Origin of the sequence: Mycolicibacter icosiumassiliensis (assembly GCF_900078685.2) — a bacterium.
Classification (GTDB): Bacteria; Actinomycetota; Actinomycetes; order Mycobacteriales; family Mycobacteriaceae; genus Mycobacterium; species Mycobacterium icosiumassiliensis.
This window is the reverse complement of the sequence record NZ_LT546170.1, coordinates 725,296-743,437: the sequence shown is the minus strand read 5'-3', so window position 1 is coordinate 743,437 and position 18,142 is coordinate 725,296. Positions and strand designations below refer to the sequence as shown.

The 18,142-nt window shown below is 66.8% G+C and carries 14 protein-coding genes; 8 read left to right on the top strand and 6 right to left on the bottom strand.

Annotated features, from left to right (window positions below; genetic code table 11):
• Positions 1 to 25 precede the first annotated feature (25 nt).
• Genes BN4346_RS46110 through BN4346_RS46090 form a run of 5 tightly spaced genes read left to right on the top strand, consistent with a single transcriptional unit; the run spans position 26 to position 4,305 of the window.
• On the top strand, positions 26 to 559 hold the full coding sequence (locus BN4346_RS46110; RefSeq protein WP_067976947.1) for a DUF4242 domain-containing protein: 534 nt from the start codon (positions 26 to 28) through the stop codon (positions 557 to 559).
• Entirely contained in the window at positions 556 to 1,602 is a 1,047-nt protein-coding gene (locus tag BN4346_RS46105; protein WP_067976946.1) for an acyl-CoA dehydrogenase family protein, read from the top strand. The genes BN4346_RS46110 and BN4346_RS46105 overlap by 4 nt, the downstream gene beginning before the upstream one ends.
• Entirely contained in the window at positions 1,578 to 2,318 is a 741-nt protein-coding gene (locus BN4346_RS46100; protein ID WP_067976945.1) for an ABC transporter ATP-binding protein, read from the top strand. Before BN4346_RS46105 ends, BN4346_RS46100 begins: the two co-directional genes overlap by 25 nt.
• Positions 2,315 to 3,481 (top strand): ABC transporter substrate-binding protein, encoded by a 1,167-nt coding sequence (locus tag BN4346_RS46095; RefSeq protein ID WP_067976944.1) that lies wholly within the window; start codon positions 2,315 to 2,317, stop codon positions 3,479 to 3,481. The genes BN4346_RS46100 and BN4346_RS46095 overlap by 4 nt, the downstream gene beginning before the upstream one ends.
• Positions 3,478 to 4,305 carry an ABC transporter permease gene (locus BN4346_RS46090; RefSeq protein ID WP_067976943.1) on the top strand — a complete coding sequence of 276 codons (828 nt, stop codon included), beginning with the start codon at positions 3,478 to 3,480 and terminating at the stop codon, positions 4,303 to 4,305. Before BN4346_RS46095 ends, BN4346_RS46090 begins: the two co-directional genes overlap by 4 nt.
• Before the next feature lie 6 nt (positions 4,306 to 4,311).
• Here the strand turns inward: BN4346_RS46090 and BN4346_RS46085 are convergent, their stop codons facing one another.
• Together BN4346_RS46085 and gltB are read right to left on the bottom strand one after the other, a co-directional pair.
• A complete protein-coding gene (locus BN4346_RS46085) occupies positions 4,312 to 5,763 on the bottom strand; it encodes a glutamate synthase subunit beta (protein ID WP_067976942.1) in 1,452 nt (483 codons plus the stop codon).
• Positions 5,756 to 10,381 carry a glutamate synthase large subunit gene (gene gltB / locus BN4346_RS46080; protein ID WP_067976988.1) on the bottom strand — a complete coding sequence of 1,542 codons (4,626 nt, stop codon included), beginning with the start codon at positions 10,379 to 10,381 and terminating at the stop codon, positions 5,756 to 5,758. Before gltB ends, BN4346_RS46085 begins: the two co-directional genes overlap by 8 nt.
• A gap of 263 nt (positions 10,382 to 10,644) precedes the next feature.
• On the opposite strand from gltB, the gene glnA reads away from it, so the two are divergent.
• The gene (gene glnA, locus BN4346_RS46075; protein ID WP_067976941.1) at positions 10,645 to 12,069 is read left to right on the top strand and encodes a type I glutamate--ammonia ligase; all 1,425 of its coding nucleotides are present in this window, start codon (positions 10,645 to 10,647) and stop codon (positions 12,067 to 12,069) included.
• A gap of 100 nt (positions 12,070 to 12,169) precedes the next feature.
• Positions 12,170 to 13,237: a MinD/ParA family ATP-binding protein gene (locus BN4346_RS46070; RefSeq protein WP_407695167.1), complete on the top strand. Its 1,068-nt coding sequence runs from the start codon at positions 12,170 to 12,172 to the stop codon at positions 13,235 to 13,237.
• Here the strand turns inward: BN4346_RS46070 and BN4346_RS46065 are convergent.
• Both BN4346_RS46065 and BN4346_RS46060 read right to left on the bottom strand, forming a co-directional pair.
• On the bottom strand, positions 13,225 to 13,680 hold the full coding sequence (locus BN4346_RS46065) for a MaoC family dehydratase (RefSeq protein WP_067976939.1): 456 nt from the start codon (positions 13,678 to 13,680) through the stop codon (positions 13,225 to 13,227). The two genes, BN4346_RS46070 and BN4346_RS46065, sit on opposite strands and share 13 nt — an antisense overlap.
• 17 nt (positions 13,681 to 13,697) lie before the next feature.
• Entirely contained in the window at positions 13,698 to 14,921 is a 1,224-nt protein-coding gene (locus tag BN4346_RS46060; protein ID WP_067976938.1) for a CoA transferase, read from the bottom strand.
• A gap of 200 nt (positions 14,922 to 15,121) precedes the next feature.
• Here BN4346_RS46060 and ag85C point away from each other — a divergent pair, with 200 nt between their 5' ends.
• A complete protein-coding gene (ag85C, locus tag BN4346_RS46055; RefSeq protein WP_067976937.1) occupies positions 15,122 to 16,114 on the top strand; it encodes a diacylglycerol acyltransferase/mycolyltransferase Ag85C in 993 nt (330 codons plus the stop codon).
• Between the two features lie 78 nt (positions 16,115 to 16,192).
• On the opposite strand, the gene BN4346_RS46050 is transcribed toward ag85C, so the two are convergent.
• Both BN4346_RS46050 and BN4346_RS46045 read right to left on the bottom strand, forming a co-directional pair.
• Positions 16,193 to 16,870 (bottom strand): YoaK family protein, encoded by a 678-nt coding sequence (locus BN4346_RS46050; protein WP_067976936.1) that lies wholly within the window; start codon positions 16,868 to 16,870, stop codon positions 16,193 to 16,195.
• A gap of 14 nt (positions 16,871 to 16,884) precedes the next feature.
• Entirely contained in the window at positions 16,885 to 17,931 is a 1,047-nt protein-coding gene (locus BN4346_RS46045) for a S1C family serine protease (RefSeq protein ID WP_067976935.1), read from the bottom strand.
• Positions 17,932 to 18,142: the final 211 nt, after the last annotated feature.

Genomic DNA, 18,142 nt, shown 5'->3' with positions numbered 1-18,142 from the left:
CATCCGACGGCGAAAGGACAACCCCATGACTTTGTACCTCTACGAGATCGCTCCGCTGCGTCTCGACCGCTCCGACGCCGACCGCGTGATCAAGGAACTCGACGCTGTCATCCATCAAGACGGCGGTGAACTGATCGAGGCCCAGGTGACCGGTGAGGCACACCGGATCTTCGCGATCGCGGAATTCGGCTCCTGTCAGGCACCTTCGGTCGACGCCGCAACATTGTCGGTGGCCGAGGTCAGCGGCCCGCACCCGGTCCGGCTGGTCGGTGCCGAGCTCGCGCAACTCAAGGCGGCCCGCCCCGCCGCCGGTTATCTCGTCGAATGGGACCTGCCCGCCGATCTGGACATGGACACCTACCTGGCTCGCAAGAAGGCCAAGTCACCCAGGTATGCCGATGTTCCCGAGGTGACCTTCTTGCGCACCTACGTACGTGAAGACATGGACAAGTGCCTGTGTTTCTACGACGCCCCCGACGAAACCGCGGTCCGCCGGGCTCGGGAAGCCGTCACCACCCCGATCGACCGACTGCACCGCCTGGAAGGCGAGCAGCGGTGAGCGCTCCGGTACACCTCGTGCATACCGCGCTGGCCGACCTGACCGCGATCGTGGCGGACCGCGCCGAGGCGCTCGACACCGGTGGCCTCGACGTCCGCGCCGACCTGGCTCGGTTCGGGGCGGCGGGATTCTTCGAGGCGGCACTGCGCGACGACGGTCTGCCGGAGTTGGTCTCCATGATCGAACACACCGCGGCGGCGAGCCTGGCGGTCGGATTCTCGTTGTGGGCGCACACCATGGCGGTGACCTACCTGGCCCACGCACCGGCACCGGTACACCAGGACCGCCTGGACTCGCTGAGCAGCGGTGCCCGCGCCGGAGTGACGGCGATGGCGGCCGGACTCAAGCAGGTCGCCGGCCTGGGGCCGGTTCCGCTGGTCGCCGAGGGCTCCGGTGACGACCTGCGGATCACCGGACCGATTCACTGGGCGTCCAACGTCTTCGACGATTCCCTGATCGTGTTGCCGGCCCGCCGCCCCGACGGCACAACCCTGGTTGCGGTGGTCGATGCGAATCTTCCGGGCATCACGGTCAACCCGGCGCCCGACCTGATGGCGCTGGGGGCCACCGCCTCGACCTCGCTGCGCCTCCACGAGGTCCCGGTCTCACCGGAGCAGATCCTCACCGACGACCTGGCATCCTTCGTGAGCACGATCCGACCGACATTTCTGTTGCTGCAGACCGCCTTCTGTGTCGGGGTGGCCGCCGCTGCGCTCGAAGGCGCCCGCCAAGCCAGCGGCCGGCTGGCCGAGCAGTTCGGTACCGAGCGCACGGAACTCGGCCAACAACTGCACGGGCTGCGCGACAAACTGTTCACGCTGGCCGGCCGCTCGCACGTGGCCGGCCTGGCCGAGATCATTCGGCTGCGCCTGGACGCCGCGACGACCGCGGTGGACGCCACCCGGCTCGAATCGACATTGGCCGGCGGGGCCGGCTACGCCACCCGCAGCGCGGCCAACCGACGCTTCCGGGAAGCGGCTTTTCTCCCTATCCAATCACCATCGGAAGGACAACTGCGGTGGGAACTGAGTCGGTACGGGTAGCTCAGGGCAGCAAACGGTTTGGGTCCGTCACCGTCTTGCGCGATATCAATATCTCGGTCGGCGATGGTGAATTCGTCGCGGTCCTGGGCAGCAGTGGCAGCGGCAAGTCGACGCTGCTGCGGGTGCTGGCCGGGCTGGAGCCACTGGATGGCGGCACCGTCACCTGGAATTCCGACGGCAACCGGCCCCGCACCGGTGTGGTGTTCCAGCGGCCGTTACTGATGCCCTGGCTGAACGTCGCCGAAAATGTGGCCTACGCAAGGCGATTCGCTGCCCACCGGGCCGACTTCGACCAGGCGCGCGCCACCGACTTGATGGCCCGTTTCGGTGTCGACCAGCTGGCCGATCGCTATCCCGATCAGTTGTCCGGAGGTCAGGCGCAACGCGTCGCCATTCTGCGGGCGGTGGCCACCAACCCGCGACTGTTGCTGCTCGACGAACCGTTCAGCGCACTGGATCCGACCACCCGTACCGACTTACAGGGCTGGCTGGCGCAGTTGGCGGCCGAGCTGCAAGTGACCGTTGTCCTGGTGACGCACGATGTCGACGAGGCATTGCGGCTGGCCCAGCGAGTCGTGCTACTCGGCGTCGACGGGCGGCTGCGCAACCAATGGGCGGTCGCCGGGGCCACTCCCGAAGGTCACGTCGGCCTGCATCAGGAGATCCTGGCGCACTACGACGCCGACCGCGTCGACGTCGCCGGAGTGCGGTCGTGACCACGCTGACGCGACGCGGCTTGCTGATCGGGGCGGCGGCAGCCGCAGCGGCCGGCGGCGTCTTCGGGATCGGTGACCTGGCCCGCAGCTCCACCAGCCGCGCGGCCGATACCGGCGGCCCGCTGCGGATCGGTTACCTGCCGATCACCGACGCGGCGCCGCTGTTGCTGGCGCACAGCGCCGCGCTGTATCCGGCGGGGCTGGTCAGTTCGGCCAAACCGGTGCTGTTCCGCAGCTGGGCTTCACTGGGTGAGGCCTTCGTGACGGGCAAGGTGGATGTGGTGCATCTGTTGATGCCGATGGCCGTCCAACTGCGCTACGCCTTGGGCGGTGGCGTTCGGGTGTTGGGCTGGAATCACACCAACGGCTCGGCGCTGACCGTGGCACCGCACATCAAGGACCTGGCAGACCTGGCCGGTACCCAGGTGGCGATCCCGTTCTGGTGGTCCATCCACAACATCGTGCTGCAGCAGCTGCTGCGGGCACACGGCCTGCGACCGGTGGTGCGGCGCAGCGCTTCACGTGCCGCCCGCACCGTGGAGCTGATCGTGATGAGCCCGTCGGACATGGTGCCCGCGCTGGCCAACCGCTCGATCGGTGGCTACGTCGTCGCCGACCCATTCAACGCGGTCGCCCAGATCAAGAAGATCGGTCGCATCCACACCTTCCTCGGCGACATCTGGCGGGACCACGCCTGCTGCGTGCTCATCACCCGCGACGACGTGATCGCCCAGCGGCCCAACGCCATCCAACAGCTAACCGATGCCGTGGTCGGCGCGCAGTTACTGCTGAACGATGACCGTGTCAAGGCGGCCAAAGCCCTTGGCGGGGGCCACTACCTACCCCAACCGGTGCCTGCGGTGCAGCTGGCCCTGACCTATCCCGATCCCCCGTATCCCCTGGCGCATCCGGACTGGCAGCCGCAGCGGCTGGGCTTCACCCCGTTTCCCTTTGCCAGCTTCACCCACCGCCTCGTGGAAGCCATGGGCGAGACGGTCATCGACGGCGATCGTCGCTTCCTGGAGGGTTTGGATCCCGCCCGGGTGCACGCGGACCTCGTCGACGACCAGTTCGTGCGATCCGCCCTGGCACACCACGGCGGGCCCGCAGCGTTCGGCTTGGCCGCATCACTCACCCGGGAAGAACAGGTACACGCCTTATGACGACCATCGCAGTGCAGCGCAGTGACCAGCCCGCCCCCGATGCCGATGCGGGCGTGCGGTCTCGGTGGTGGCCGCGGGTATGGCCCCCGATCGCCAGTGTCGGCGTTGCCATCACGCTGTGGTGGGCCGCGACGTCGACACTCTGCGCCCCGCAATCACTGCTGCGACAGACCTCGCCGCCGCATGTCCTTGCGGCGCTGGCGGATCTGATCGGCCGGGGTGTGCTGGTATCCGATACCGCCGTCAGCCTCTACCGTCTGCTGATCGGCCTGCTGATCGCCGCGCTGGTCGGCGTCCCGGCCGGCCTACTCATCGGCTTGAGCCGCACCGCGGAGCGCGCGGCCGGGCCGGTGGTGGGTTTCCTGCGAATGATCTCTCCGCTGTCGTGGACCCCGATCACCGTGGCGGTGTTCGGCATCGGCAGCCAGCCGGTGATCTTCCTGATCGCCGTCGCGGCGGTCTGGCCGGTGCTGCTCGGAACGGTCGCCGGAGTCCACGCGATCGACCCCGGCTACCTGCATGTCGCACGGTCTTTGCACGCCAGCCGGTTCGAGCAGTTGACCGCCGTGGTGCTGCCGGCGGTCCGCGTACCGATACAGAACGGTTTGCGCCTGGCCCTCGGCATCGCCTGGGTGGTGCTGGTGCCCGCCGAAATGCTCGGCGTGCGATCAGGTCTGGGGTATCAGATTCTCAATGCCCGCGATCAGCTCGCTTACGACCAGGTCGTCGCCGTGATTGCCGTGATCGGCGTCCTCGGCTACCTGCTCGACCTGGCGGCCCGTCGCCTGCTCGCGCCGCGCCGTAGCGCCGCGAGCCGACCGTAAGCCGACTCAGCGAAGCTGTGTCGCTGTCGCGGTGATCGGCGACGGCAACGCGGTCCGGCCCATCAGGTACCGGTCGACGCTCGCCGCGGCACCGCGCCCTTCGGCGATGGCCCAGACGATCAGGGACTGACCTCGCCCCATGTCCCCGGCAACGTAGACACCCGGCACCGCGGTGGCGTAGTCGGCATCGCGGGCCACGCTGCCGCGTTCGGTGAACTCCATGCCCAGATCGGCCAGCAGCGGCGAACGTTCCGGCCCGACGAATCCCATCGCCAGCAGCACCAGATCGGCTTCGAGCTCGAAGTCGGTGCCTTCCACCTTCTCGAAGCCACCGCCCTGGCGGCGCACCTCGTGGGCCCGCAACCCGGTCACCCGGCCGTCGCGGCCGATGAACGCCTCGGTGTTGACCGAGAACACCCGGTCACCGCCCTCTTCGTGCGCAGAGGTGGTCCGCATGATCAACGGGTATGTCGGCCACGGTGTGGAGGGGTCACGGATCTCCGGAGGACGCGGCATGATCTCGAACTGGTGCACGCATGTCCCGCCCTGGCGGTGCACCGTGCCCAGACAGTCGGCGCCGGTGTCACCCCCGCCGATGATGACCACCTTCTTGCCGTGCGCGGTGATGGGCGGCTCGGCCAGATCACCGGCCTGCACCCGGTTCGCCCACGGCAGGTATTCCATCGCCTGATGAATGCCGTCGAGCTCCCGGCCCGGGACCGGCAGGTCCCGCCAGGCGGTAGCGCCGCCGGCCAACACTACCGCATCGAAGTCTTCGCGCAGCTGCTCGACCGTCAGATCCACCCCGACGTTGACACTCGTCTTGAATATTGTTCCCTCGCCGGCCATCTGCTCCAGGCGCCGGTCCACGATGCGCTTCTCCATCTTGAATTCCGGGATGCCGTAACGCAGCAGCCCACCGATACGGTCATCGCGTTCGAAAACCGTGACCGCGTGGCCACCCCGGGTGAGTTGCTGGGCAGCGGCCAGGCCGGCCGGCCCGGATCCCACCACCGCGACCGACTTCCCGGTGCGGACAGACGGCGGGATCGGTTGCGCCCAGCCCTCGGCGAAGCCGCGCTCGACGATCTCGTACTCGACCTGCTTGATGGTCACCGGCGGCTGGTTGATGCCCAGCACACAGGCCGGTTCGCACGGCGCGGGGCAGAGCCGCCCGGTGAAGTCCGGGAAGTTGTTCGTGGCATGCAGCCTGTCGAACGCCTCACGCCAGCGCCCGGTACGCACCAGATCGTTCCACTCCGGGATGAGATTTCCCAACGGACAGCCGTTGTGGCAGAACGGAATACCGCAGTCCATGCAGCGTCCGGCCTGCTGACGCAGGGTGTCCTCGGCGAACTCCTGATACACCTCGTTCCAGTCGCCCACCCGCTCCGAGACCGGGCGGCGCAACGGCAAGATGCGCTTGGTGTTGGTGATGAATCCTCTCGGGTCAGCCATGAGCCGCCGCCATAATTGCCTCCTCCGGATCTGTGCCGCTGGCTTTCGCCTCGGCGACCGCGGCGAGCACCCGCCGGTAGTCGCGCGGCATCACTTTGACGAAGTCCCTTCCGCGGTTGGCCCAATCGACCAGGATCGCGCGGGCCGGCACCGAGTCGGTGGCGGCGACGTGTGCCGCCAGCACGTCCCGCAGCCAGGCCACATCGTCGGCGTCGAAAGCGTCGAATGTGTCCAGGTCCACCATCTCGGTGTTCAGCCGGTCACCCAGCTGCCGGTCCGGGTCGTAGACGTAGGCCACCCCCCCGGACATGCCGGCGGCGAAGTTGCGCCCGGTCGGGCCCAACACCACCACTTTGCCCCCGGTCATGTACTCACAGCCGTGGTCGCCGACTCCCTCGACCACTGCCACCGCACCGGAGTTGCGGACCGCGAATCGTTCTCCGACCACCCCGCGCAGGAACACCTCGCCGGAGGTGGCGCCGAACAGGATCACGTTGCCGCCGATGATGTTTTCTTCGGCGACGTAGCCGTCGGGTGCGTCCAGCGGCGGGCGGACCACGATCCGGCCACCGGATAGGCCCTTGGCGACGTAGTCGTTGGCATCGCCAAAGACCCGCAGGGTGATCCCCGGCGGCAGGAATGCCCCGAAGCTGTTGCCGGCCGACCCGGTGAAGGTGATGTCGATGGTTCCGTCCGGCAACCCCTGCGCACCATAGGCTTTGGTGACCTCATAACCCAGCATGGTGCCGACGGTCCGGTTGACGTTGGATATCGCGCTGGTGAACTTGACCGGGATTCCCGCATCGAGAGCCTCGCGGCTCATGGCGATCAGCTGCTGGTCCAACGCTTTATCCAGACCGTGATCCTGACCGGAGGTGCAGTACAGGCCCTGGTTCATGAATGCTGACTCCGGTTCGTGCAGGACCGGCGCCAGGTCGAGCTTGTGGGCCTTCCAGTGGGCGCGGGCCAGCGTGGTGTCCAGCGCATTCACTTGCCCGACTGCCTCGTTGATGGTGCGGAATCCGAGTGCGGCAAGGTACTCGCGAACCTCTTCGGCGATGAACCAGAAGAAGTTCTCGACGAACTCCGGTTGACCGCTGAACCGTTCACGCAGCTCCGGGTTCTGAGTTGCCACCCCGACCGGGCAGGTATCCAGGTGACAGACCCGCATCATGATGCAACCCGACACCACCAACGGCGCGGTGGCGAAGCCGAATTCCTCGGCTCCCAGCAGTGCCGCGATCACCACGTCGCGACCGGTCTTGAGCTGGCCGTCCACCTGCACCACAATCCGGTCCCGAAGTCCGTTGAGCAGCAAGGTCTGCTGGGTTTCGGCCAGCCCGAGCTCCCACGGCGCTCCGGCGTGCTTGAGCGAGGTCAACGGAGCCGCCCCGGTGCCCCCGTCGTGGCCGGAGATCAACACCACGTCGGCGTGTGCCTTGGACACTCCCGCTGCCACTGTTCCGACACCGTTCTCGGCGACCAGCTTCACATGGATGCGAGCCTCCGGGTTGGCGTTCTTCAGGTCGTGGATCAGCTGCTTGAGGTCCTCGATGGAGTAGATGTCGTGGTGCGGCGGCGGAGAAATCAGGCCGACACCCGGGGTGGCATGCCGGACCTCGGCGATCCACGGATACACCTTGTTGCCGGGCAGCTGACCGCCCTCGCCGGGCTTGGCCCCCTGCGCGATCTTGATCTGCAGGTCGGTGCAGTTGACCAGGTACTCACTCGTCACGCCGAAACGCGCCGAGGCGACCTGCTTGATGGCACTGCGCCGCCAGGACCCGTCGGCGTCGGGAAGGAAGCGGTCGGCATGCTCGCCGCCCTCACCGCAGTTGGAGCGGCCGCCGATCCGATTCATCGCGATCGCGAGGGTTTCGTGTGCCTCCGCGGAGATCGAGCCGTAGCTCATCGCGCCGGTCGCAAAGCGTTTGACGATCTCGGTGGCTGGTTCCACCTCGTCCAGGGGCACCGGTGGCCGCTCCCCGGCCTTGAATCGCAACAGCCCACGCAGCGTGGCCAGACGCTCGCTCTGGTCGTCGACCAGTTTGGTGTACTCCTTGAAGACCGTGTACTGGCCCGTTCGGGTGGAGTGCTGCAGTTTGAACACCGTCTCGGGGTTGAACAGGTGGTGTTCGCCCTCGCGGCGCCACTGGTATTCCCCGCCCACCGGCAATTCGCGGTATGCCCGCTCTTCCGGGCGATCCAGGTAGGCCAGCGCGTGGCGGGCTGCGACATCAGTGGCGATGTCGTCGAGGGTGATCCCACCGATCGGGCAGTACAGGCCGGTGAAGCATTCGTCGAGAACGTCTTGGGAGATACCGATCGGCTGGAACAGCTGCGCTCCGGTGTAGGACGCCCGCGTCGAGATCCCCATCTTGGACATGACTTTCAGCACGCCCTTGCCGGCGGCCTTGGCGTAGTTGGACAACGCCTTGTCACGGTCTTGGGGTTGGTTCAAGCCTTCGATCAGGCCCCGGTCGAGCATCTCCTCGACGGACTCAAACGCCAGGTACGGGTTGACCGCGGCGGCCCCGAACCCGATCAGCGCCGCCATGTGGTGCACCTCGCGGGCGTCACCGGACTCCACCACTAAGCCCACCTTGGTACGGGTTCGCTCGGCAACCAGATGGTGGTGCACCGCGGCCGTGGCCAACAGCGACGGAATGGGGGCCATCGTCTCGTCGGACTCCCGGTCGGAGATCACCAAGAAGCTGGCACCCTCGGCGATCGCCGCCGAGGCCCGTGCGCACACCTGCTTGAGCGCTGCCCGCAACCCGGCACCGCCTGCCGCGGGCGGATACAGGCAGCTGATGACGGCAGTGGACAGTCCGTGCGGGCCCCGGGAGCCGATCCGCTGCTCCGGGCTGAGCTTCAGCAGCTTTGCCAGGTCGGAGTTGCTCAGGATCGGCTGCTGCAACACGATCTGCCGCCAGGTGGGTTCGTCGGTGTTGAGCAGGTCGCCTTCCGGCCCGAGCGCACCTTGCAGGCTGGTGATCACCTCTTCGCGGATAGCGTCCAACGGCGGGTTGGTGACCTGGGCGAACAACTGCTGAAAGTAGTCGAACAGCAGCCGGGGTCGCGCCGAGAGCACCGCCACCGGGGTGTCGGTACCCATCGACCCGATCGGCTCAGCGCCGGTGCGTGCCATGGGCGCGAGCACCAGATTGAGCTCTTCGTAGGTGTAGCCGAACATCTGCTGCCGCAACAGAACCCGGTGACGCTCCATCCGCGGCGCATCACCGGGGGGAAGCTCGCTGATTCCGATCAAGCACTCGTCGATCCACTGCTGGTACGGCCGTTCGGCGGCCAGCGTCGACTTGATCTCGCGATCGGAGATGATCCGCCCGGCGGCGGTGTCCACCAGGAACATCTTGCCGGGCTGCAGCCGCTGCCGGTGCACCACGGTGGCCGGGTCCAGGTCGAGAACCCCAGCCTCGGACGCCATCACCACCAGCCCGTCTTCGGTGACCCAGATGCGCGAGGGACGCAGACCGTTGCGGTCCAGCACCGCGCCCACCACGGTGCCGTCGGTGAAGGTCATCGAGGCAGGGCCGTCCCAGGGCTCCATGAGCGAGTCGTGGTACTCATAAAAAGCTCGGGTTGGCGCATCCATATTCTCGTGCCGTTCCCAGGCCTCCGGAATCATCATCAGCACCGCGTGCGGCAGGCTGCGGCCCCCCAGATGCAGCAGCTCGAGCACCTCGTCGAACCGAGCCGTGTCGGAGGCGCCCGGTGTGCAGATCGGAAACAGCTTGTCAGCTGTGCTTTTCGCGCTCCTGGAGCGTCCGTCGCCGAAGACGTCGGTTCGGATCAGCGCCTCCCGGGCGCGCATCCAGTTCTCGTTGCCGGTGACGGTGTTGATCTCGCCGTTGTGCGCGATACGACGAAACGGGTGGGCCAGCGGCCACGACGGAAACGTGTTGGTGGAGAACCGAGAATGCACAAGGCCCAGCGCGCTCTGCATCCGCTCGTCGGCCAGGTCGGGATAGAACGCCTTGAGCTGCGGCGTGGTCAACATGCCCTTGTACACCATGGTCCGACTGGAAAGGCTTGGAAAGTAGACGGATTCCCGTCCTGGCCCATCCTGGCCAGGCCCCTTGCTGCCCAGCTCGTGTTCGGCGCGCTTGCGCACCACGTAGGCGCGGCGCTCCAGAGCCATGCCGGATGCCCCGCCGATGAACAGCTGCCGGAAGGTCGGCATCGCATCACGAGCCAGCGCGCCCAACGACGAGTCGTCGATCGGCACCTCGCGCCAGCCGAGCACCGTTAGTCCCTCGGCCTCGACGATCTTCTCCAGGCCGACACATGCTGCCGCCGACTCTTTGGCCGACTGCGGCAGAAATGCGATCCCGGTGGCATAGCTGCCTTCGGGCGGCAGGTCGAAATCGGTTACGGCACGCAGGAACTCATCCGGAATCTGGATCAGGATCCCTGCGCCGTCACCACTGTTCGGTTCGGCTCCGGCAGCGCCGCGGTGCTCCAGGTTGAGCAGTGCCGTGATCGACTTATCGACGATGTCGCGACTGCGCCGGCCATGGATATCGACCACCATGGCCACCCCACACGCGTCATGTTCGAACGCGGGGTTGTAGAGCCCCACCCGACTGGGTGCCATCGCCACCTGACCCTTCGCACGTCCTTGCCCGTTGCCCGATCGGACAGGCGGTCAAGGGTATTGGTCCGTGCGACATTGAACGGCGCTGCTGCCTGAAAAGTTTCACAGGCAACGCCACGATATACCCCGACCTAGCAAACGTGCTAGTTCGCTGGACAGCGAGCTTGCCGTGAGGTTTGTGTTACGCCAACGCAATAACTGGATGATGTCCAGGAAATGTGTACTGCCTATCGTTTGGCTGTCTGCACGCGAAGGAGACCAATATGGCCGTCGATATTTTCAAGCTCGTCGCCGACGAGTCCGTTGAGTACGTCGACATTCGATTCTGCGACCTGCCGGGGGTTATGCAGCATTTCTCGATCCCGGCCACTGCGCTCGACGAAAGCGTATTCGAGGACGGGCTTGCGTTCGACGGGTCGTCGATCCGCGGTTTCCAGTCCATCCACGAGTCGGACATGCTGCTGCTGCCCGACTCCGAAACCGCCCGCATCGATCCGTTCCGGGCCGCAAAGACGCTGAACCTCAACTTTTTCGTCCACGACCCGTTCACCCGCGAGCCTTATTCGCGCGACCCGCGCAACATCGCCCGCAAGGCCGAGAGCTACCTCACCAGCACCGGCATTGCCGACACCGCCTACTTCGGCGCCGAAGCCGAGTTCTACATCTTCGACTCCGTGAGCTTCGACTCACAGATCAACGGCTCTTTCCACAAAGTGGATTCGATCTCCGGCTGGTGGAACACCGGCCGGACAACCGAACCCGACGGCAGCCCCAACCTCGGATACAAGGTTCGCCCTAAGGGCGGCTATTTCCCGGTCGCGCCGACTGATCAATACGTCGATCTGCGCGACGCAATGGCGACCAACCTCACCAATGCCGGATTCACTGTCGAACGCGGCCACCACGAGGTCGGCACCGGCGGGCAAACCGAGATCAACTACAAGTTCAACACCCTGCTGCACGCCGCTGACGACCTGATGTTGTTCAAATACCTCATCAAGAACACCGCCTGGGCCAACGGCAAGACCGTCACGTTCATGCCCAAGCCACTGTTCGGCGACAACGGCTCCGGCATGCACGTCCACCAATCTTTGTGGCAGGACGGTGCTCCGCTGTTCTACGACGAGATCGGCTATGCCGGACTCTCCGACACCGCCCGGCACTACATCGGCGGCATCCTGCACCACGCGCCGTCGCTACTGGCGTTCACCAACCCCACCATCAACTCCTACAAGCGGCTGGTCCCGGGCTATGAGGCGCCGATCAACCTGGTCTACAGCCAGCGCAACCGCTCGGCTTGTGTTCGGATCCCGATCACCGGCACCAACCCCAAGGCCAAGCGGCTGGAGTTCCGCTGCCCGGACTCCTCCGGCAACCCCTACCTGGCGTTCTCGGCCATGTTGATGGCCGGCATCGACGGCATCAAGAACAAGATCGAGCCGGCCGCGCCGGTCGACAAGGACCTCTATGACCTTCCCGCCGACGAGGCGGCCGCGATCTCGCAGGCCCCCACCACGCTGGCCGAGGTGATAGACAATCTCGAGGCCGACCACGAATACCTCACCGAAGGTGGGGTGTTCACCCCGGACGTGATCCAGACCTGGATCACCTACAAACGGGACAACGAGATCACCCCGATCAACCTGCGCCCGCACCCCTACGAGTTCGCGCTCTACTACGACTGCTGACCCCGAGCGAGGCCCAGCTCGACTCACGCTTCTCGGCTGGGCTGATCGGTGCTGGGCACCTCCACGACTAGGCTGCGGTGTTATTGGGCCACCTGGCCGTATCGCTGCCGTATGCCTCGAGGAGCCGATGAACGCAGACGACGACTTTCTGCGGCCGCGGGTGCCGCCGCAGCAACAACAGCCGGGGCCCTGGACGCCGCCTCCGCAGCATCGACCGCCCCCGCCCTACCCCCCGCCGGGTCCGATGCCGCGGCCGCAGCCGGCCCGGGGCTGGCGGCGCGTGGTCCTGTCCGCGACGCTGGGGCTGGTCAACCTGGGTCCCTCACCGGCTGAGCGGGAGGAAATGGCCTACCAAACGGTCATCCGATCCCTGCCCAACGGCGGCTACAAGGTCGGCGTACTCGGTAAGGGCGGGGTCGGCAAGACGACGGTGGCGGCCAGCGTCGGGTCGGTGTTCGCCGCATTGCGCCGGGCCGATCACGTGGTGGCCGTGGACGCCGACACCGCGTTCGGCCGGCTCGGCAGCCGCATCGACCCGCACGCCACCAGCTCCTATTGGGATCTGGCCGCCGATCAGGGCATGCAGTCGTTCGCCGACATCAGCAGCCGAGTGGGCGCCAACGCGGCGGGACTCTACGTTCTGGTGGGCGAGCCGGCTGCCGGGCGTCGCCGGATCCTCGACGCGGCGTTGTACCGGGAGGCCGCGCTGCGCCTGGACCGCCATTTCACCATCTCGATCATCGACTGTGGTTCGACGATGGACTCTCCGGTGACCCAGGAGGCGCTGCGCGACCTGGACGCCCTAATCGTGGTCTCTTCGCCGTGGGCAGACGGTGCGGGCGCGGCCGCCAAGACCATGGAGTGGCTGGCCGACCGCGGCCAGGGCGGGCTGCTGCAGCGCACCGTAGTGGTGCTCAACGACTCCGACGGCCATGCCGACCGGCGCACCCGGTCGGCATTGACCGCGCAGTTCCTGCGGCACGGCCAAGCCGTGGTGGAGGTGCCGTTCGACCCGCACCTGCGCCCGGGCGGGGTGATCGACGTCATGACCGAGATGGCACCGGCGACCCGGCGCCGATTTCTCCAGATCGCGGCGATCGTCGCGCATTACTTCGCGTCCCGCCCCCGAGGCCGGGACGCGAAGCCGGGCCGCGCTCAGAGCACGTAACGCACGACGCTCTCGGCGACGCAGGCCGGCTTGGCGCTGCCATCGATGGACACCGTGGTCGAGAACGTGACCTGGTGGGCACCCCCGCCCACATCGGCGACCTCGACCAGGGAGGTCTCGGCCCGGATCTTGGAGCCGACCGGTACTGGCGCCGGGAAGCGCACCTTGTTCAGCCCGTAGTTGATCGCCAGCTTGACCCCGTCGAGGCGGCTGATCTGCGCCATCAGCTGCGGCAACATGGCCAGGGTCAGGTATCCGTGAGCGATCGTGGTGCCGAAGGGCCCGGTGGCCGCACGCTCGGGGTCGACGTGAATCCACTGATGGTCACCTGTGGCGTCGGCGAACAGGTTGACGGCGTCTTGGGTGATGGTCACCCAGTCGCTGTGCCCGATTACCTGGCCCTGGCATGCGGCAAGTTCGTCGATCGATCCAAAAGTACGCACGTGCTTTCGCTCCTTTGCTAATCCGTTGCCACCGAACCGCTTTGGCGCAGCCGGTCGATTTCGTCGGTGCTCATACCCAGACGGGCGGCCAGCACCTGTTCGGTGTCGGCTCCCAGCGCTGGGGCCGCGACGGCAGGCGGGTGGGCACCGTCGATCGACGCCGGCAGCCCCGCCGCCAAGTACTCCCCCACCCGGGGCTGATGCAGCGGCGTGAACATCGGGTTGTCGTATAGACGCTCGTCTGCGACCACCTCGGCAAAGCTGCGGTACCGGTCCCAGAGCAGCGACGTTTCCGTCAAGGCGGCTTCGATCTGCGCCGCGGGCCGCTCGGCAAACCAGCCGCTGAACAGTCCGGTCAGCAGGTCGCGGTGACGATAGCGCTGTCCTTCGTCGCCGAAGTCGATGCCGCGCGCTTGAGACAGTGCCGCAAGGACTTTCGTCGAGCCGGTCAGCTCGGCCAAATCACGGAAGTGCCGATCGGTCAGGGTGACGACCATGAACGTCGCCCCGTCACCGCTGGCAAAGCTCTGCCCGTACTGCCCGTAGACCGCATTGCCGATGCGTTCCCGCCGGTCGCCGTTCACCATGGCCTCGGTGAGGAAGCCCAGGGCGCTGGCGGTACCCAATGCGACGTCCTCCAGCGCCAGCCGAATCCGGCAGCCCTCGCCGGTGTGATCGCGGCGGTACAGTGCGGCGGACACCGCCAGCGCGGCGTGCAGCCCGCAGGCGATGTCCCAGGCCGGCAGCACGTGGTTGATCGGTGCGGCGTGGTCGCTGGGCCCGGTGACCAGCGGAAAGCCGACACCAGCGTTGATCGTGTAGTCCACCGCGGTGGAGCCGTCGGCCCGCCCGAGCACCTCAAGGTGGATCAGGTCGGGACGCTCTGCCACTAGCGTGTCGTAGGAAAGCCATTGCCGGCCAGCCATATTGGTCAGCAACACGCCACTGTCGGCGATCAGTTGCTGCACCACACGCTGGCCCTCGGGCGCGCGCAGATCGGCGACCACCGAGCGTTTGCCCTTATTGAGGCCTGTCCAGTAGATCGAGGTGCCGTCTTCGGTGACGGGCCAGCGCCGGTAGTCGGCCGCACCGCCGATCGGGTCGATGCGCACCACGTCGCAGCCCAGTTGTGCCAGCGTCATTCCAGCGAGCGGGACGGCGACGAAGCTGGCGATCTCGACGACACGCACCCCGGCCAACGGAGCCCCAGCGGTCCCCCAGACCCGAGCACTCGCCTGCATGACCAGCCCTTCGTCGATGATTACGTCGACTATATGCCTACCCAAACGCCCACTCGGTCGGTGGCGAGTCCGCGCTGAATCTCAATCGTTGCCGAACCGCGATATGAAAACCCGTGGCGGCGAACAGGTCACGGCGGCGGCCCGTGTTTGACTCCGTTCAGAAGGGCTAGACCGCACGACATTGGGATGGGACAAAGGCTATGAAGAGCGTTGAGAAGTTGCGTAACGCGGCGAGTCGGCTGCCGCGCCGGCTGACGGTCGCGGCGGTGGGGGCCGCGCTGCTGAGCGGCCTCGTCGGGGCTGTCGGTGATGCGGGTGACGCGTCCGCATTCTCCCGCCCGGGCCTGCCGGTGGAGTACCTACAGGTGCCCTCGGCCGCGATGGGCCGGGACATCAAGGTGCAGTTCCAGCCGGGCGGCACCCACGCGGTGTACCTGCTCGACGGGCTGCGCGCCCAGGACGACTTCAACGGTTGGGACATCAACACCCCGGCGTTCGAGGAGTACTACCAGTCCGGGTTGTCGGTGATCATGCCGGTCGGCGGGCAGTCCAGCTTCTACTCGGACTGGTACCAGCCGTCGCAGGGCAACGGCCAGAACTACACCTACAAGTGGGAGACCTTCCTGACCCGGGAGCTGCCCACCTGGCTGCAGGCCAACAAGAGCGTCTCGCCCTACGGCAACGCGGTGGTGGGCTTGTCGATGGCGGGCGGTTCGGCGCTGATCCTGGCTGCCTACTACCCGCAACAGTTCCCTTACGCAGCAGCGCTTTCGGGCTTCCTGAACCCGTCAGAGGGCTGGTGGCCGACGCTGATCGGGCTGGCGATGAACGACGCCGGCGGTTACAACGCCAACAGCATGTGGGGCCCGTCGTCCGACCCGGCCTGGAAGCGTAACGACGCGATGGTGCAGATCCCGCGGCTGGTGGCCAACCGCACCCGGATCTGGGTCTACTGCGGCAACGGCACCCCGAGCGACCTCGGCGGCAACAACCTGCCCGCCAAGTTCCTGGAGAGCCTGACGCTGCGCACCAACCAGCAGTTCCAGCAGAACTACGCCGCGGCCGGCGGCAACAACGGCGTGTTCAACTTCCCGGCCAACGGGACGCACGACTGGCCGTACTGGAACGAGCAGCTGGTCGCGATGAAGCCCGACATCCAGCGCACGCTGGGCGTGGGCATCGACCCGACCTGATCGACCCCCCAACACGTCGGCGGCAGTGCAATCCAGCACTGCCGCCGACGTGTTGGTAGGCCTAAAGCGGACGAGCGGTCAGCGCCACAACCCGCGACGGTCGACGTAGCGGTGGCTGTACCAGGTGGCCAGCACGCAGATCACCGTGGCGGTAGCCAGCATCCAGGTACCACCGACGAACAGGCTGATAACGCCACCGACGGCCGCCCCGGAGATGTATCCGGTCAGCAGCATGAAATTGAAGAACCAATCGTGAATCGTTCCGCCGCTGATGTGGCGCTCAATGCCTTGGCCCAGCTTCACCACCGTGCCGGTCACATAGCTCAACGGAATCGACACTTCGCCGTCCCGGACGAACGTGGTGTTCAGCGCGCCGACCCCGAACGCAACAAGCAGAATCGGCAGCAGTGGCACCGGCAGCGCGGGCCCGCCCTCGATCCAGTCGGTCACGGTCGCGGCCAGCAGCGACACCGCGGTCAGCCGCAAGGCGCCGTGCGGCCGGCTGCGCCACACGTGACGGTGGCACAGCGAAGCGATCACCACACCGGAGATGAAGGACACCAGCAGGGCTGCAGCCGAAATCGACATCCACTGGCTGTCCGTGAACAAGCCCAGCGCCGCACGCCCGGCGTTGCCGGTCATGAAGGTGACGAAGTAGCCCTCGGAATGGGTGTAGGCCGTGGCAGCCAGCACACCGGCCAGCCCAGCAAGAACCCACGACAGTCTTGCTTCACTGCCATAGCGCTTGGCTAGCACGCGCGCCTAGTACGTCAGCCGACCGGACCGGGAACCAACGTCACGTTGGCACTGTGGTCGCCGCCGGTCGCACTGCGCCACGTCAGCGTGACGCTGTCGCCCGGGTGGCACTGGTCGAGCACGTCGGTCAGGTCGGTGGCCGAGTTCACCGGCCGGCCGTTGACCGAGGTGATGATGTCGTCTCGGGCGATACCACTCGCGGCGGCCGGGGTGCCGTCAAGTACCTGGGCGACTCGCGCGCCGCCGTTGTTGTCCACCACGCCGACACCCATGAACGCCGTTTCACCGATGTGCACGGTGTTCGACGAGACACCGGACCGGATCTGGCCGGCGATCGCCATCGCCTGGTCGATCGGGATCGCGTAGCCTTCGCCGCCGGGCTGGGCGAACTTGTAGTTGTCCGACGCGGCGGTGTTCATCCCGATCACCTGGCCGGCAGCGTTCACCATCGGACCGCCCGAGTCACCGGGACGGATAGCGGTGTCGGCTTTGATCATGTTGGTCAGCGTTTCGGTGCTGCCGGTCAGCTCGTCGGCGGCCGAAACGGTCTGGTTCAGGCCGATGACGCGCCCCGGGACCGCACTCGGCGTACCGCCGTGGCCGCCGGCATTGCCCATCGAGACCACTGGGTCACCGACGGCGACTCGCGACGAGTTGCCGATGTTGGCAGCCGGCAAGCCGTCGGCACCGCGCAACTGCAGCACCGCGACGTCGTGGCTGCGGTCGAAACCGAGCACGTCAACGTCATAGGTCTGGCCGTTGGCGACCGAGACCGCCGTGAGGCTGGTGGCGCCGGCGACGACGTGGTTGTTGGTCAGCACCACGCCGCTGGGGTCCAACACGATGCCGGTTCCGGCCCCGACCGCGCTCTGGTAGTTCATCTGGGCGTCGATATTGACCACTGCCGGGCCGACCTGGGCAACCATCGCCGACGGGTCGAGCGGGAAAGCGGGCAGGCTGGGCGACGCCTGGGCCGGCACCGTTACCAGCGCCGTGGTGGCCATCGCTGCCGTCATCGCACTGAGCAGCCGCCACCGGCCGGGGCGATGCGCTCCGCTCATACGTCATTCCTCCTGCAGTCAGAGCCACGGTCCAGGCATCGTTGACCCGGCACGTCCCGGGACGTCGCAGACGCTGGACTCGCGAAACAAGAATGCCTAGCTTACCGGAACCGCCAGTCCGGCTGGCAAACGCTATACGCCAGCAGGGCGAATGCCGTCGGGGCGCAACTCTTGTGCTCAGCGCCTGTTGAGGGAAGGCTGAACTCTGCGA

Coding starts and splice junctions, on each gene's coding strand:
- BN4346_RS46110 (WP_067976947.1), top strand. CDS start 26: ATGACTTTGTACCTCTACGAGATCGCTCCGCTGCGTCTCGACCGCTCC.
- BN4346_RS46090 (WP_067976943.1), top strand. CDS start 3,478: ATGACGACCATCGCAGTGCAGCGCAGTGACCAGCCCGCCCCCGATGCC.
- BN4346_RS46085 (WP_067976942.1), bottom strand. CDS start 5,763: ATGGCTGACCCGAGAGGATTCATCACCAACACCAAGCGCATCTTGCCG.
- gltB (WP_067976988.1), bottom strand. CDS start 10,381: ATGGCACCCAGTCGGGTGGGGCTCTACAACCCCGCGTTCGAACATGAC.
- glnA (WP_067976941.1), top strand. CDS start 10,645: ATGGCCGTCGATATTTTCAAGCTCGTCGCCGACGAGTCCGTTGAGTAC.
- BN4346_RS46060 (WP_067976938.1), bottom strand. CDS start 14,921: ATGCAGGCGAGTGCTCGGGTCTGGGGGACCGCTGGGGCTCCGTTGGCC.
- ag85C (WP_067976937.1), top strand. CDS start 15,122: ATGAAGAGCGTTGAGAAGTTGCGTAACGCGGCGAGTCGGCTGCCGCGC.
- BN4346_RS46045 (WP_067976935.1), bottom strand. CDS start 17,931: ATGAGCGGAGCGCATCGCCCCGGCCGGTGGCGGCTGCTCAGTGCGATG.